Here is a 15,383-nt window from a genome sequence, read left to right as displayed (position 1 = left end):
GGCCCCGGGGGGCGCGTGCGCGGAAACGACGATCGAACGAGGCGCCCCACGCTGCTCGTCGGCGTGGGCGCCTTCGGCCGCGACGTCGCGCGCGCGGCGGCTCGTAATGCCTCCCTCGTCGCGATCGAGGTCGCCGTCTCCGCGGACGCCGAGCCAGGCGGCGCGGCGCTCGATCCGGCCGCGAAGGACCCGTATTCGCCCGTCGTGAAGCGCGCCGAGGACGCGCTCGCCGCGCTGCTCGACGTCGGCCATTACCTCGGCTCCTCGTCCCCCACGGACCCGCGCGGCCCGCTCTGTGACGTCCTCGTCGTCGCCGACCTCGGCGAGGCTCCCGTCGCGCCGCTCGTCGCGCCCCTCGCCGCCGCGCTCGCCGCGGGCCTCCGCCGCGCCTTTTCGGCCATCTTGCGCTCGGGCGACGGCGCGCTCCTCGTTTGCCCCTTGCTCTTTTGCCCACGCGCCGGCGATCGGGCCGTCATCGCGCGGGCCGCCGCGTCCCTCGCCGACCTGTCCCGCCAAACCCACGGTTCGCCCCGGGCGCGCCTCGGCGGCCGCGTCTATCTCGTCGAGGACCAGAGCGGCAAATACCTCCTCTCCCGCGCCGAGATGGTCCGGTCCTTCGCCGCGTTCCTCGGGGCGCTCTGCTTGCCTCCCGTGCGCGACGACGATCGGGGCGTTCGCCGCCTCGTCGAGGACGACGGCCCGCCGGGCACCTTCGCCACCTTCGCCTGCGCGAGCCTCGTCTTCGATCACGCCGCGCTCTCGCGTATCGCGGCCGCGCGCCTCGGCCGCGAGATCCTCGCGCTCCTCCGCGCGCCCGTCGATCCGGCCGCCCTCGACATCGCCTCGCTCTCGGCGACGCTCGTCCCCACGCAGGGCCGCCTCGACACGGAGCTCGCCGAGGCCGAGCCGCTCGCCGAATTGCTCGCGCCGCCCACGATCGACGTCCCCCCGATCGAATGGGACGACGACCCCGAGACGATCCTCGAACGCAAGTTCGGATCGCTCTACCGGGCCCGCGCCGAGGCCACGATCGCCGCGTTCCGCGACGAGGTCGAGCGATTTCGCATGGACAAACTCGCGGCGGCGCTCGAGCAACGCGGCAAGGTCCGCCTCGAAGGTGGCGAGCGCGCCATCGAGGTGCGCGTCGCCGAGCTCGTCGCCGAGCGCCCGACGGGCCACGCGCGGGCTTTATTGGTTTTACGGGACGCACGCACCCGCGCCAAGGGGCACCTCGACGAGGTCGTCCGGGCGATCGAGGCGCCCGAGCTCTCGCCGCTCCCGCCCTCGCCGCTCGCGGAGAAACTCGCCGCCCTCTCGGAGGCCGTCTCCTATCGCCCGCGTCCCCGCCGCATGATCGTGCTCGGCGCGGCCCTCGGCCTCGTCTCCGCGCTCCTCCTCTCGGGCGTGCTCGTCTCGTCTTATCGCGCCCTCCTCGCCCCGTTCCCGCCCTTCTTCGATTCCCTCTCCCCCTTGCCCGAGGGCCGGCTCCGCCCTTTTTTCACCCCGCCCGTCCCCCTCCTCGCCGGCGCCGCGATCTCGGCCTATTCGACGGGGTATCGCCTCTGGAAGCACCGCAAACGCCACCACAACTGGGCCTGCGAGGCCCGGGACGACCTCGCGCAGTCGATCACGCGCCACATCCGCGAGGACCTCGTCGGCCATTACGAGCGACGCCTGCATTATGCGCGTCTCCTCTGGGTCCAGCGCGTCCTCGCCCACCTCGTCGGCCGCATCGAGAGGACCATCGCCGCGCTCGAAGCCACGCGCGCCGCCCTCGCCGCCGCCGAACGCGCCCTCGTCCGCGAGGAGCACGAGGGCGAGCGCCACCTCTCTTCCGGCGGATTGCTCTCCTCCTCGGCCTTGCACGCGGCCATCGTCGGCCCCGACGACGTCGACGCCATTTACGCCGAGATTCGCCCCCCCGAGCCGAGCGCCGCCGCCGAGCGCTGGCTGCGCGAGAGCCTCGCCGAGCGCCCCTGGACGGAGGCGCCGTTCGCCGCGCCCGACGAGCTCCTTTCGTTTTGCCACGCCGAGCTCGAATCCTTCGAGGAGACCTCGCCCTTCGAGGAGGGCAAATCCGCGCTGCACCAGGCGGCCGAGTCCTCCGCGAGGTCGTTCCTCCGTCGCCTCTTCCTCAAGCTCTCGCCCGGCCTCGAGCTCGCCTCGAAATACGCGGCCGAGGCCCCCGCGCCGCTCCGGCTCCTCTTCGCGCCGCCCGAGGCCCGCCCGCTCGTCGACGCCGCGCTCGCCGAGGGCGGTTTTGAAAGCGCCTGGGACGTGCGGGCCCTCTCCCCGGACCCCGATTCGATCCTCCTCGTCGTCGCGCGCACCGGATTGCCGCTCGAAGCATTGGCCCTCTCGAGATCGGAGGACGCGTGATCGACACGATCCTCACGATCCTCGGCGAATGGTCCCGCCTCGCCCAGGCCAAACCCATTCGAACGAGCCTCGGCGGCATGGCCGTCGCCCTCGCCGTGCTCCTTTACCTCGGCGCGCTCGCGCGGGCCCGCTTCGAGCTCCGCGCCCTTCGTGTCTCCACGGGCCCCCTCTTCGCGCTCGCCGGCCTCGTCGTCTTCGCGCTCTCGCTCGTCGTGGCCCTCGTCGACGCGCTGCTCGCCCATTACGACATGTTGCTGCTCGAGGAGCGCGCGCTCTTGCTCCTCGCCCCGGGGGAGGGGAGGGAAGCCTACGAGGTTTTACGCCGCGTCCTCGCCCTCGCCGCGGGCGGGCGATTCGTGCTCCCCGGCCCCGTGCATTTGCCGCTCGCCTTGCTCCTCGGCGCGGCCGTTTACCTCGGCCTCGTCTTCTGGGCCGCGCGGACCCTCGAAGAGCTCGGCTCGCTCGAGCAGAAGCCCGACGACGTCCTCGCGCGCGAGCGGCTGGAGCAGCAGAAGGCCATTGCAAAGGCCCTCGCCGAGGGACGACCGCTCCCGGTCAAACCCGTGGAGAGCACGCCGCTCGCCGAAGATCGTTTTGGCCGCGTCTTCAAGCTGCTCGGCCACTGGACGAGCGTCGAGTTCGTCGAATCGCGCTTCGTGCGCTGGCAAGGCCCGCTGGTGTTCGCCCTCGTCGGCCTCGCCGCGCTCGCCCTGCCTGCCGCGCTCGCGGGGCATTTCCCGGCGCCGCTCTGGGTCGGATCGGCGATCGCGCTCGACGGCCTCCGCCGGAACCTCGCGACCCGCACGAAGAGCCCCGACAAACCTGAGGCCGAAAGGAAGGAAGAGCCCCCCGCGCCCCGCCCGCCGCTGCGCCCGCTCGTCGAGTCCATTCACGCGGCCCAGGGCCCCTTGCTCCTGCCGCCCGAGACGCCGGGCGTCGAGCCCGCACGCATCTCGCCGGGCACGGATTTACGCGCCAAACGTCTGCTCGACGATCTCTCCCGCGAGCTCGGCGCCGAGAAGGGCCTCTACGTCCATCAAGGGCTCGCCTGCGACGCCTTCGAGGAGCGCAAAAATATCCTCCTTTGCACGCCGCCGCTCTCCGGAAAAACCACGACGCTCGATCTGCTCCTCTTTTACGCGCTCCTCGTCGAGGCCGAGAACGTCCTCTGGCTCGCCCCCTCCGCCGCCGCCGCGCGCGTGGCCGAGCAGCGCGTCCTCGCGCGGGCCGAAGCATTACGCTGGAAATGGAATGTCCACGCGGCGAACATCGCCGCGGGCGCCGGCGCGGCGGATCCGACCCACGCCTCCCCCTCGCTCGTCTTCGCCGACCCCGAGGGCGTGCACCGCGAGCTTTGTGGCAGGCAAAAAGAATGGTCGGCGTTCCTCGGGGGCCTCGGGCTCGTGGTCTTGCCGGATCTCGAAGAATGGCACGGCGCCCCCGGCGCGCACCTCGCCTTGCTCCTCCGCCGCCTCCGCCGCGCCTCGGCCCGCGCCGCCGCCCGCGTCATCGAAAAAGGCGAGCGAATTCGTTTCCTCTGCACGGCCGATCCGACCTTCCGTGACCTCGGCCAGCTCGGCGAGCGCCTCGTCGGCCGCCCCATGCTCGTGCTCGGCCCCGAGGTCGACGGCGCGCCGCGCCCCCCGGTCGTCTCGTATTTCCTTCCCCCGCGCCCGCGCGCCCAGGCCGACGTCCACCCGGCCGTGCGTGCGCTCGGCGAATCCCTCGCGCAGGGTTTTTCCGCGGAGCTCTTCGGGTACGACGACGTCCTCTCGCGGGCCGACGTCGCGCGGGCGAACGAATGGAGCCTCGGTCGCGACGTCGCCACGCGTGGCCGCGCCTTCGCCGAGGAGCGAAGCGAGCTCTCGCGCGCCCTCTCCGAGGCCGAGGTCGTGATCGCGCGCGTCCGCGCCGCGACGTACGGAAAGAGCCCGATCCTCGCCGCGCACGTGGGCTTTCGCGCCGCCACCGTGCCCGAGGCGCGCCTCGCCGCGCTCGGCGCCGGCGAGCGCGTCGGCAAGGCCATCGCGCCCCCGAAACCCGAGCCCAAAGAGGTTTCGCCGGACCAACTCGGACCCCCGCAATCCCCCGGCGAGCTCGAGGCCGAGGCCATTGCGCAGGCGGATCTCGAACGGAAGGTCCTCGTCCTCTGGCAGCCCGACTCCGATCCTTTCTCCGCGCTCCTCGCCGCCGAGCGCCCGCAATATCGCCACCCCGACCTCGATCTCGGCTGCGCCCTCGTCGTCGATCCGCTCGCCGAATCCATCCAGCGGGCGCACCTCCGGGCGGCCCTCGTCGAGGCCGCGTGGAGCGAGGACGAGCTCGCCGCGGACTTCTCCCGTCCCGTCGTCGAGAGCGCGCTTTCGCCTGGGAAAGCCGATTCTACCGAGGCCACGCGCCTCGCGCGGACCACGTTGACGGTCCTCGACCCGCAGACCGGCGAGCGCCGCGAGGTCCACCGGTTCTCGGCTGCCGGCGAGGCGCACCCGGCGCTTTGTTTCGACGTCGCGGCCGAGCCGGCGTGGCTCGTCGATCGCCACACGGGCGAGGTCCTCTACGGCGTCGAGCGCGCCCGCATGCTCTCGGCCGCGTACCCGGGCCGCATTTTCGTGTTTCGCGGCGGCCGTTACGTGGTCAAACCCGCCTCCGAGCAGGACGGCCTCGCCTCCGGCCGCATCGCGTGCGAGCGCGAGGAGCGCGCGCTCGTCACGAGCCCCATTCGCGAGGTCTCGGTCACGCCCGTCGAGCGCCGCAAAGAAGCTCCGCAAAAAGACGGCCGGGAAGGGGAGCGAGCCGAGCGCCGCGCCGAGCCACGGAGGTCGCTCGGCGGCGCGCCGTTCCTCTTCGAGCGCCGGCTCGTCGAGGTCGAGGAGCGCAGCCTCGGCCTGCGCCGCCACGGCCCCGACGGAGAGCCGCGCGACGTCACGATGTACGCCGATCCGCTCGTGTTTCGTCACGCGACGAAAGCGGCGGTCCTCGCCCTGCCCGAGGCCTCGTTCGGGCCGATCGGCGAGGGCACGCTGCACGCGCTCGTGCACCTCTTCCGCGTGACCTTGCCCGCGTTCGTGTGGTGCCGCGAGGAGGACCTGCTCATCGTGCGCGTCGCGCGCTTCGGCGCGACAGAAACCCCGGCGATCGTGTTCGTCGACGCCCACCCCGGCGGCGTGGGTTTTTCCGAGGCGGTGACGCTCGACGTCCTGCGCGTCGTGTGTGGTTTTTCCCTGGCGATCGTCGAGCGTTGCCCTTCGCGTTGTGCCGCGCCCGACGGGTGCCCGTCGTGCCTGCAAATTCCGCAATGCCACGCGGCGCCGGGGGAGGAGAGCAAGCTCGACAAGCGGGGCGTGCGGGAGCTCCTCGGAAAGATCCTCGGCCGGAGCTGACGCATTTCGGTTATCCTCCCGCCCCTCGATGCGCCTCTCCTCCCCGTTCGTCCTCGCGTTCGCTGCGCTCGCCGCCTCCTGCGCCGCTGCGCCCACCGGCCCCACGGGCGCTTCGGCCTCGGATCCGCCCGAAGAGCCGCCTGCGCCCGTCGTCCCGCGCGAGGTCTCCCTCGAGCCTCCGCGTGGCGCCCTCGGCACCGCCGCGCCCGTCGAAGCCCGCGACAAAGTTCCCCTGAAGGGCCTGCGTGTCGACGCCCGCCCCGGGGATTTCGTGCTCTCGCACGCCGGGCGTGTCGCCGTCGTCTCGGCGAAGGGCCACCTCGTCGATTATGGCCTCGAGGGCGGCGCGGATGGAATGGTCTCCCTCCAATCCGTGCTCCAGATCGGCCTCGGCGTCGCGGCCTCCGACGTCGTCCGCGTCGATCTCGTCGGCGAGAAGAAAAACGTGGTCCGCGTCGATCGCGCCGTGCGGGGACAGCCCCTCTCGCACGTGAGTTTTTATCATTTCGGCACCGGCGACGCGCTCTGGATCGAGAGCGCCGCCGTCGCCGCGCCCGAGATCGAGCCCGTCGATCCCGGCCCCCTCGGCGCCGCCAAGCGCCTCCCCGCGCTCGCCGTCACCCTCGGCGAGAACATCCATTGGGGCAACGTGCCCACGTGGGTCGAGGGCGCGGGCGCCGTCACCCGAGCCCTGCATTTCCGCGCCGAGTTCGTCGCCCGCGACAGCCTCGGCACCGCGTACGCGCTCTGCTCCGAGGAGGGCCCCCTCTTCGCGCGCTTCGGCTCCCCCGAATATGGGTTTTTCGAGGCCGCCCTCACCGGCGAGCGGGTCGTCCCCGTCGTCCACGCCGGCTTTTCCGAGCGTCGCCGCGTCGCCGTCACCCTGAGCGACCGCTCCGCTGGCGACGCCGCGCTCGCCTTGCCCTGCCGCGCCCCCGCCGCGCGCCGCCGCGTCGCCCTTCCCACGGTCGCCGCCCGCGGCGGCCGCGTCGAGCTCGCCCGCTGCGACGGCGCCGGCCGCCGCCGCGTTTATGCCGAGCTCGCCGCCGACCCGCGTGTGGTTGGCAAGACAGACCGCACGATCGAGCTGCCCGAGGGCTGCTTCGACGCGCGCCTCGTCGCGCCGGGCCACGCCCCGGGGCCCTGGTTTCGCGTCGAATCCCTCGCCGCCGAGGCGGCCCGCGCCCAGCCGATCGCCGGCCGCCTGCGCGTCAGCGTCACCGAGGCCGGAAATCCCATCCCCGCGCGGCTCCTCGTGCGTGGCAAGGACGGCACGCCCGATCCCGACTGGGGCGACGAACCCGTCTCCGGCGCTTCGCTCAACGTGGCCTACCTCGACCGCGGCGAGCGCGAGCTCTTCGTCCCGCCCGGCAAATACCACGTCGCCCTCACGCGCGGCTTCGCGTACTCGGCCCACGAGGAGGACGTCGAGATCACGGCTGGCCGGGACGTCGTGGTCCGCGCCAAGCTCGAGCGCGTCGTCGACACGAAGGGGTTTGTCTCGGCCGATCTGCACCTCCACGCCGAGCCCTCCCCCGACGCCCCCGCGCCGCTCGCCGAGCGCGTGCGGAGCCTCGTCTCCGTGGGCGTCGACGTCGCCGTCGCCACCGATCACAACGCCGTCACCGATTACGGCCCCACGATCCGCGAAATGGGCCTCGGCGCCGATCTCGTCAGCATCGTCGGCGACGAGGTCACCTCCCCCGCCTGGGGCCATTTCAACGTTTTTCCGATGCTCCCGGCCGCCCCGGCGCTCCCCTGGATCGGCGTCTTGCCGGCCGAGATCTTCGCCGCCGCGCGGGCCCAGAAACCCTACGGTACGAGCACGATCCTCCAGGTGAACCACCCTCGCTGGGGCGGGATCGGGTACTTCGAGCTCCTCCGCTTCGATCCCGACGACGTGAAGGGCTGGCTCGATCGCTCGCCGCTCGCCGACCTCGGCTTCGATCTGCTCGAGGTCTACAACGGCGACCACTCCCGTTACATCGCCGGCGTCGAGCCCGTCATGCGCGACTGGTATGCGCTCCTCGACGCCGGCTTCCGCGTCGTCGGCACGGGCAACTCCGACTCGCACAAGCTCGCTTATCACGAGGCGGGTTTGCCCCGGAACCTGGTGTTCGTCGGGAGCGACGCGAAGGGCGCCTTCTCGGAGGCGGCGTTCGTGGACGCATTGCGGAAGGGGAACGTCAGCGTGTCGGGAGGGCCGTTCGTCCGGATCGAGGTCGCTGGCGCTGGAATGGGCGAGACGATCCCGCCGGGCGAGGCCGAGGTCACGGTCCGCGTGGACGCGCCGCCCTGGATCGACGTCGACCGGATCGAGCTCGTCAAGCGCGGAAAGACCTTGCGGACCTTCCCCATCACCGGCCGCAAGGGCCCCGTCGAGCAGCGCTTTCGCGAGACCTTCGAGAAGGGCGACTGGATCCTCGCCATCGCGCGAGGCACGAGGACGATGGACGCCTACGTGCCCGGCGTCCCGCCCCTCTCGTTCACGAATCCGGTGTTCGTGCGCTGAAGGAGGGTTCGGCCGTGCTCTCCTGCTTGTCGTCGGGCCGCGTTCGTTTTATGCGCACGTCCGTGGACCTGGAACTACAGGGCTCCGTCGTCTTCGTGACCGGCGCCTCCGGCGGCATCGGCAACGAGATATGCCGCGCCTTCCTCGCAGAGGGCGCCTCCGTCGCGGCCTTCTCGCGCCGCGGCATGCCCGAGGGAGACCGCGCGCGCGCCGTCTCGCTCGTGGGCGACGTGCGTGATCCCTCGGCCGTCGACCAGGCCATGCGCGAGGCCGAGGCTCGGTTCGGCCGCGTCGACGTCTGCGTCGCGTGCGCCGGCGTCTGGCCGCCCGACGCGACCCCGCTGCACGAGATGGCGCCCGCCCGCGCCCGCGACGTGATCGAGACGAACCTGCTCGGCGCCATCTGGACCGCCCGCGCGTTCCTCGCCTCCCTCGCGCGAACGGGCCCGCGCGAGGACGAGCGCGGCGCGAGCCTCGTGCTCGTCGGCTCCACCGCCGGCCGTTTCGGCGAGCGCGGGCACAGCGAATATGCGGCCAGCAAGGCCGGGCTCCGGGGCCTCTCGCTCTCGCTCAAGAACGAGATCGTGGCCCTCGATCCGCGCGGCCGCGTCAACCTCGTCGAGCCCGGCTGGACCGTGACGCCGATGGTCGAGGCGTGCCTCGAGCAGCACGGCGCGCTCGAGACCACGCTGCGCACCATGCCCCTGCGAAAGCTCGCGACCCCGACGGACGTCGCGCGCGCCGTGTTGTTCCTCGCCTCGCCTGCGATGGCGGGTCACCTCTCGGGTGAAGCGCTGCTCGTCGCCGGCGGAATGGAGGGGCGCGTGCTCGCGTGAGCCCTTCGCCTGCCGATGAAGCGACTCGTCCAGACCTTCCACGACCGATTCGGCATCCTCCCGCCGGAGGGCATGCTCCCCACGGGTCCGCTGCGTCCCTTCGACGGGGCGGCCATGCTCGTGGGATCGGAGGTCGCGCACGCGCACGGCGTCGCCCTCGCCCAGGCCGAGATCGGCCCGTTTCTCCGCAGCGCGCCCGAGGGATACCTGCTCGTCGGCTTCTGGGGGCACGGCGTGCAGAGCCACGCATTTTATTACGTCCGCGTCGACGCCCATAGCCGCGTCTATTTCCGCCTCCCGCACGGCGGCGTGTACATGGACAACGAGCGTGCGGCCGAGCGCATTCGTGTCTTCTTGACCCGGTATTTCGCGATCGAGCCCCAGCTCCGCGCCCAGACGACCTCGTTCGTCGCGGTCGACGCCATGGGCGAAGCGCGTTACCGGCTCGTCGGCAAGGACGGAACGACGGTCGAGCTCGATCACAGCCTGCTCGTCGACGCTGCGTTCGAGGAGCGATTCGCGCCCCTCCTGCCGTCGCCTTGAGGGCGCGACGTGTCGCGGCAGGCTGCTCCCCGCTTGCGGAGCGAGGCGCGCCGCGGTACCGCGTTACCGCATGGGAACGCGCCGCATCGTCCGCACGTACATGACCCGTAGTCCGCTCACCGTCCCGCGCACGACCACCATGGCGCGCGCCATGAAGCTCCTCGACGAGCACGGCTTTCGCCACCTGCCCATCGTCGACGAGGCTGGCAAGCTCATCGGCCTGCTCTCGGAGCGCGAGCTCAAGATCGTCGAGAACATGCGCGTCGTCGACGCCGGCATGGCGTGCGTCGAGGACTTCATCCTGGGCCCGCCCTACAGCGTCTCGCCCGAGACCCCGCTCGCCGAGGTCACGCGCACGATGGCCGAGAAGAAGTACGGCTCGGCCGTGGTCGTCGAGGGCGACACCGTCGTGGGTCTGTTCACGACCGTGGACGCGCTCCGCGCCCTGACGGCGATGCTCGACGAGGTGGAGGGCGGCTGAGGCGCGTCATTGCACGTCGCCGGGGACCGTCCCCGGCCCATATCGAGCGACGACGCCCTTGCGCCGCACCCCCGCGGCCTTCGGGCCATGGAAGTCACCCCCCACGGCCCAGAACGAGCCGGTCCCGTCCGACCAGGCCGCGTGCAGGTCGTCGTACGGCTCGATCACGAACTCGTCGATCCACGCCCCGCTCACGAGCCTCTGCTTTTGCCCGCCGTCACCCACGAGGAGCGCCGACCCCGAGGGCCCACAGGCGACGCCGTTGACGAGGTTCGTCAAATCAATGTTCAATTCGGAAAAACCGTCGCCGCTCGAGCGGAGCACGACGGCGCCGCCCACCGCGTACACCTCCTTCGCCCCGCACCCGGACACCGTGAGCAGCTTCGCCGACGCCGGCGCGGGCAAAACGAGCGACCACGCCCCGCCCTTCTTGCGCCAGATCGTGCCCTTCTCGCCCACGAGATAGAGGTCGTCGGGCGCGCTGCCCCTCCGCCGGAGGCCTCGGACGGGCCACAAGCGGGCAGGAGGACCAGCGTTACGAGGGTGAGGGGCAGGGCGAGGGCGCGAGGCATGGCGAGCCATCGTGCCTCACCGACGCGCTCAGGGCTCGGCGAAGATGTCGTCCAGCGTCGTCGCGGAGAGCAGGCGCAGGGTCCACGTGTCGAGCGTCGCGCACGTCGCCCCGGCGATCCGCGCCTCGACCGCCGCCGAGACCTCGCCGAAGCGCGCCCGGAGGAGAGAGCGGAGCACCTCGCGGCGGCCCTCTTCGCGGCCCTTCTGGGCTGCGCTCTCCTTCAGTTGTTCGAGCTCTTCGTTCCCTTTTCGCTCGAGCGCCCGGACCACCTCGCGCTCCGCATTCTGCACGTCGAGCAGCGCCCGCACCGCAATGGGACGCACGAAGCACGGATCTTCGAGCATGCCATCCAGCGGGAGCGGCACGAATGCGCGTTTTTGCGCCGACCACTCGCAGACCTCGCGGCGCTTGACGAAGATCGCGAACACGCGACGCACACCACGCTCGACGAGATCCTCGGCCTTCTCGCGCACGTCGCGGACGCTCTGCTCGTTCACGATCTCGAACGAGATCTCCTCCAACCACCGCCGCCCCGTGGCCGGATCCTGCCCCTCGCGCCGGATCGACAGGTCCGTCGCGAAGTTCGACCCCTCGGACACGCGGGTGAGCAGCTCCGTCGAGGGCCGGTAGCCCGGCCGAACGTGCGGGAGGATCAAGAAATCCAGGCTCGTCTGCAGGTCCGCGTGTGGCTCGAGCGCCGGCTGCGCGACGACCTTGCGGCCGCGGATCATCTCGTCCCGCGTCGTCTCCGGCACGACGATGTGCTCATCCACCGGCGGGAAACGTCCCGGGCGTGAGCCCGGCGGCGGGAACGACAGCACCGCACCATCACGAGGCGGAGCGAGCAGCATCCTCGACCGGTCGGGCTTGGGATCCATACCACGTCAAGGTAGCAGATCCGAAGCACGTCTGGCAGCACAAAAATGCCACCTTCCTGCTCCGCGGGCAAACCCCGCGCGTGGCGCGAGGATCGAGTATAGTCCCCGCCGTGGACCCGCGCCGAACGCCCGAGGACGAGGTGCCGCGCGTGCGCGTCGCCGCGCTCGTCCTGGCCCTCGCCGCGTCGCCCGCGTGTGGCGCGCAGGACGAGCCGCCGGGCCGCACCGTCGAGGGGCGCGATCCGGCCGTGGCACCGGCGCCGCTCGGCTCGGCGACCACGCTCCCGCTGCCGCCCGAGCCCTCGGCCGCGCGCGCGCCCGAGCCCGAGGGGCCCACGCAGGCGGACCTCGAGCCCGGCCAGGGCCACGAGCTCGCCAGCATCGCGATGCGCAATTTCGTGTACATCGCGCCCGATTACCAGTCCACGCGCCTCGGCTACCTGCGCGCCGGCGCCGTCGTCCCCCGCGCCGCCGCGCCCGCCGGCTTCAAGCGGTGCAAGGGCGGCTTTTATCGGATCCACCCGCGCGGCTACGTCTGCGTGGGCATCGGCGCGACGCTCGACGTCGACCACCCCGTCGTCCTCGCCGCCGTCCGCGGCCCGCGCCGGGGCGAGCCTTTTCCTTACCATTACGTCGTTTCGCGCAGCCCCCCGCCGCACCTCTACGTCCACCTCCCCACGCCCGCGGAGCAGCGCACCGTCGAGGGCCGCCCCCTCGGCGCCCGGGGCATGAATGAATGGATCGTGCAGGAGATTGGCAGGATGATCGGCGAGGCCGATCCCGTCTCCCCCTTCCTCCAATCGGGCCGCGATTTGCCCAAGCCCGCCGGCGCGGAGGAAAAAGTCCGTTTCCACGCGCACCGCGGCCGCGCCAAGGCTCGCTCGGCGTTCGGGCTCATGGCCACCTTCGACTGGACGGGGCGACGCTTCGGCCTCACGACCGAGCTCGACCTCGTCCCGATCGATCGCACACGCCCCGCGCACCTCTCGGAATTACGCGGCGTCGTCTTCAAGGCCCCGGGCGTGCCGGCCTTCGTCATGCACCAGGGGCTCCGCGCGCTCCGGCCCGACGAAGAGGGAAAGCTCCGGCCCGCGGAGTACGTCCCTTTCCGGAGCGGCTGGGTGCTCACGGGACACGCGTCGAGCGGCGGCGCGCACCGCGTGGAGGGCAAACCCGGCGAGGCGCTCGCGGCGTACCTCGAGACCACCGAGGGTGTGTGGCTCGCGGCGAGCAGCCTGCGGATCGGCCGGCTCGGGCAGGATCTCTGGGGCCACGCCAGGCGCGGCAAGCGCTGGATCGACATCTCCATCGAGCTCCAGATGCTCGTCGCTTACGAGGGGACGACCCCTGTCTTCGCCACGCTCGTCTCCACGGGCAGGGGTGGCCTCTCCGATCCGGAGACGACGGGCGCGACGGTCCAGGGCACATTTTTCGTGCAATCGAAGCACGTGACGGCGACGATGGACGGCGATCCCGCGAGCGAGGCCGCGTTCGAGCTGCACGACGTGCCTTACGTCCAGTACTTCCACCAGAACTACGCCATTCACGGCGCGTACTGGCACGACGAATTCGGCAAGGCCCGCAGCAATGGCTGCGTGAATGTCTCGCCCGCGGACGCGGCCTGGCTCTTCGAATTCACCGATCCGCCCGTGCCGCCCGCGTGGCACGGCGCGATGACACCCGCCGGCGGCACGCTCCTGTACGTTCACCCTTGAATGGGCAGCACATTGTCGACGTGATGGTTGGCGGGCATCCCGCTTGACCAAGCTCCCCGGACTGGGTTAGATCTTCGAGATTTCGTGGGTCCATCCAGATTTCCGGAAAGGACGTTGGTCATGCGTTCTCGAAAGGCCGGCTTCTCTTGCGCCGGGCTTTGTGGCTCCCTGCTCGTGGTGGTGTTCGCCGGTTGCGCGTCCGAGCCGAGCGGGGAATCCCTCGCGGGTCGCAGCGACGTCGACCTCGAACCGGTGCCCTCCCCGCAGGGCGACGAGCCCCGCGACGCCCGGCCGCTCCCGCCGCTGTCCACGGGCCCCGGAGCGCGCCCCGCGCCGCCGCCGACGCCGCCGCAAGGCGCCACGTCGTTCCTCTCGGCCGACGAGCCCTGGCTGCAATGGGGCGAAGAGGAGGAAGAAGAGGAAGAAGAAGAAGAGGAAGAGCGCGAGCTCGAGGAGGGCGACATCTACCGCGTCCTCGGCGACGGCGTGCTCCTCAACCTCAATCTTTATCGGGGCCTGCAGGTCATCGACATCAGCGACCTCTCGAATACGGAGATCATCGGGCGTTTGCCCGTCCACGGCAGGCCGGTCGAGATGTACGTCGACGGCGATCGCGCCGTCATCCTGCTCAACGAGTGGTCCGGCTACGAGGGGCACCCCGAGAAGTTCATCGTGAAGGACCGGACGGGCGGGACCATCCTCCTCGTCGACATCGCCGATCGGCAGCACCCGAAGCTCCTCTCGCAGCGTTACATTCCGGGCAACATCCAGACGAGCCGGTATGCGAACGGCGCTGACAAGGACTCGCTCTACGTCGCCGCGAGCGAATGGCAGTACAACCAGACGCCGAACGGCTGGGATTACGTGCTGAAGAGCACGGTGAAGAGCTTCGACGTCGCTCCGAACAAGCTCGTCTCGAAATCGGAGATCACGCTCGGCGGCGACGTGACGGACGTGCACGCGGAGGGTGACGTCCTGCTCGTGGCCCGCGGCAACGCCTCCTGGGTGAACGAGAGCAGCCAGGTCGCGGTCGTCGACATCTCGAACATCGACGGTTCGATGACCCTGCGCGACGAGATCACCGTCCCGGGCTTCGTGCGCTCGCAGTTTCACATGGATCTACGCGGCGACGTGCTGCGTGTTTTCTCCGGCTCCGGGACCAGCTCGATCTCGCGCCCGAGTACAGCCAGGTGTTTCCGATCGGCGATGCGTACATCGCCCGGGTGAAGGAGCCGAACTGGTATTACTGGTGGTGGGACCCGAACGGCCCGAAGACCGTGGAGATCGTCCCCAGGGGCGGGGACGTCGACGTCGCCCAGCCCGTCGCGAGCTTCGAAGTGCCCGAGGGCGCGGAGCTCTTCCAGGTCGGCGACGAGATGGTTTCGGTGAAATCGGTCCCGAACGGCTGGCCGAATTACGAGACCACCGTGCAGGTCTTCGACCTCTCGGACCCCACGAATCCCACGCAGGTGGGCTCGCTCGTCACGACGGAGCTGCCCGCCGCGGGAAATCTGTATTTCGGCGACATCTACGGCCCCGCCGTCCGCGTGGTCGGCGATTCCCTCGTCTTCACGAGCATCGAGAGCGTGTGGGGTGAGCCGTTTCACGTGAACACTTGCTGGAAGTACGTCTCGACGACCGCCGACTGCCTCGGCGAGGAGGGCTGCACGTACGACGTCGGCGAGCGGACCTGCTACGAAATCGATGGCAAGGCCCCTTATTGCGTGGGCGGCTTCGCCTCCTGCACGGACCACGAGGACGCGGAGTCGTCCTGCGCGCCGTACCCCGGCGATCCGAGCTCGAATACGTCCAGCTATTGCTACGACACGTCTCATGGCCGCGTGAGGACGCGATACTCGTTCGAGGCGCTCGACCTCTCGGATCCCACGAATCCGAAGATCGGGGGCGTCCTCCAGACCCCCGTGGAGGACCACGCCGTACGTCTGCTCGACGACGACGGATCGCTCTACGTCACCCTCAAGCGTCCGGTCGAGCTGCCGCTGGATCCTCGGCCTTACGCGCAATAGTTCGTTCGTCGTGTCGATTTCACGGACCCCGCGGCCCCCGCGCTCGGCCCGGCGATCA

At 70.9% G+C, this 15,383-nt stretch carries 11 protein-coding genes; 9 read left to right on the top strand and 2 right to left on the bottom strand.

All coding sequences use genetic code 11. From position 1 onward, the window contains the following. Window positions 1-15: 15 nt before the first annotated feature. The 6 genes from GF068_RS35765 to GF068_RS35740 all read left to right on the top strand — a co-directional run bounded on the left by GF068_RS35765 (window position 16) and on the right by GF068_RS35740 (window position 10,131). Window positions 16-2,379: a hypothetical protein gene (locus tag GF068_RS35765; protein ID WP_153824029.1), complete on the top strand. Its 2,364-nt coding sequence runs from the start codon at window positions 16-18 to the stop codon at window positions 2,377-2,379. Next, a complete protein-coding gene (locus tag GF068_RS47230; RefSeq protein WP_153824028.1) occupies window positions 2,376-5,759 on the top strand; it encodes a Zn-binding domain-containing protein in 3,384 nt (1,127 codons plus the stop codon). Before GF068_RS35765 ends, GF068_RS47230 begins: the two co-directional genes overlap by 4 nt. A gap of 28 nt (window positions 5,760-5,787) precedes the next feature. Continuing rightward, the gene (locus GF068_RS35755) at window positions 5,788-8,271 is read left to right on the top strand and encodes a CehA/McbA family metallohydrolase (RefSeq protein WP_153824027.1); all 2,484 of its coding nucleotides are present in this window, start codon (window positions 5,788-5,790) and stop codon (window positions 8,269-8,271) included. Between the two features lie 14 nt (window positions 8,272-8,285). Then, on the top strand, window positions 8,286-9,107 hold the full coding sequence (locus tag GF068_RS35750) for an SDR family oxidoreductase (RefSeq protein ID WP_153824026.1): 822 nt from the start codon (window positions 8,286-8,288) through the stop codon (window positions 9,105-9,107). Between the two features lie 15 nt (window positions 9,108-9,122). Next, window positions 9,123-9,650, top strand: a complete 528-nt coding sequence (locus GF068_RS35745) for a hypothetical protein (protein WP_153824025.1) — start codon at window positions 9,123-9,125, stop codon at window positions 9,648-9,650. A 70-nt stretch (window positions 9,651-9,720) separates the two neighbouring features. Beyond that, window positions 9,721-10,131: a CBS domain-containing protein gene (locus tag GF068_RS35740; RefSeq protein WP_153824024.1), complete on the top strand. Its 411-nt coding sequence runs from the start codon at window positions 9,721-9,723 to the stop codon at window positions 10,129-10,131. Between the two features lie 6 nt (window positions 10,132-10,137). Here the strand turns inward: GF068_RS35740 and GF068_RS35735 are convergent, their stop codons facing one another. After that, on the bottom strand, window positions 10,138-10,647 hold the full coding sequence (locus GF068_RS35735; RefSeq protein WP_153824023.1) for a hypothetical protein: 510 nt from the start codon (window positions 10,645-10,647) through the stop codon (window positions 10,138-10,140). A gap of 84 nt (window positions 10,648-10,731) precedes the next feature. Continuing rightward, window positions 10,732-11,478 carry a hypothetical protein gene (locus GF068_RS35730; RefSeq protein ID WP_153824022.1) on the bottom strand — a complete coding sequence of 249 codons (747 nt, stop codon included), beginning with the start codon at window positions 11,476-11,478 and terminating at the stop codon, window positions 10,732-10,734. A gap of 215 nt (window positions 11,479-11,693) precedes the next feature. Here GF068_RS35730 and GF068_RS35725 point away from each other — a divergent pair, with 215 nt between their 5' ends. The 3 genes from GF068_RS35725 (at window position 11,694) to GF068_RS35715 (ending at window position 15,325) form a co-directional block, all read left to right on the top strand. Further along, window positions 11,694-13,298, top strand: a complete 1,605-nt coding sequence (locus GF068_RS35725; protein WP_338046706.1) for a L,D-transpeptidase — start codon at window positions 11,694-11,696, stop codon at window positions 13,296-13,298. A 120-nt stretch (window positions 13,299-13,418) separates the two neighbouring features. Beyond that, a complete protein-coding gene (locus GF068_RS35720; protein ID WP_153824021.1) occupies window positions 13,419-14,525 on the top strand; it encodes a beta-propeller domain-containing protein in 1,107 nt (368 codons plus the stop codon). Then, on the top strand, window positions 14,522-15,325 hold the full coding sequence (locus GF068_RS35715; RefSeq protein ID WP_153824020.1) for a hypothetical protein: 804 nt from the start codon (window positions 14,522-14,524) through the stop codon (window positions 15,323-15,325). The genes GF068_RS35720 and GF068_RS35715 overlap by 4 nt, the downstream gene beginning before the upstream one ends. Window positions 15,326-15,383: the final 58 nt, after the last annotated feature.

The sequence above is a fragment of the Polyangium spumosum genome, from assembly GCF_009649845.1.
Classification (GTDB): Bacteria; Myxococcota_A; Polyangia; order Polyangiales; family Polyangiaceae; genus Polyangium; species Polyangium spumosum.
Note: the sequence above shows the minus strand (reverse complement) of the source record. Positions and strands in the feature narration are given on the sequence as shown.

Bases quoted from the DNA above. Each gene is read 5' to 3' on its own strand.
- GF068_RS35745 (WP_153824025.1), top strand. From the start codon at position 9,123: ATGAAGCGACTCGTCCAGACCTTCCACGACCGATTCGGCATCCTCCCG.
- GF068_RS35740 (WP_153824024.1), top strand. From the start codon at position 9,721: ATGGGAACGCGCCGCATCGTCCGCACGTACATGACCCGTAGTCCGCTC.
- GF068_RS35720 (WP_153824021.1), top strand. From the start codon at position 13,419: ATGCGTTCTCGAAAGGCCGGCTTCTCTTGCGCCGGGCTTTGTGGCTCC.
- GF068_RS35755 (WP_153824027.1), top strand. From the start codon at position 5,788: ATGCGCCTCTCCTCCCCGTTCGTCCTCGCGTTCGCTGCGCTCGCCGCC.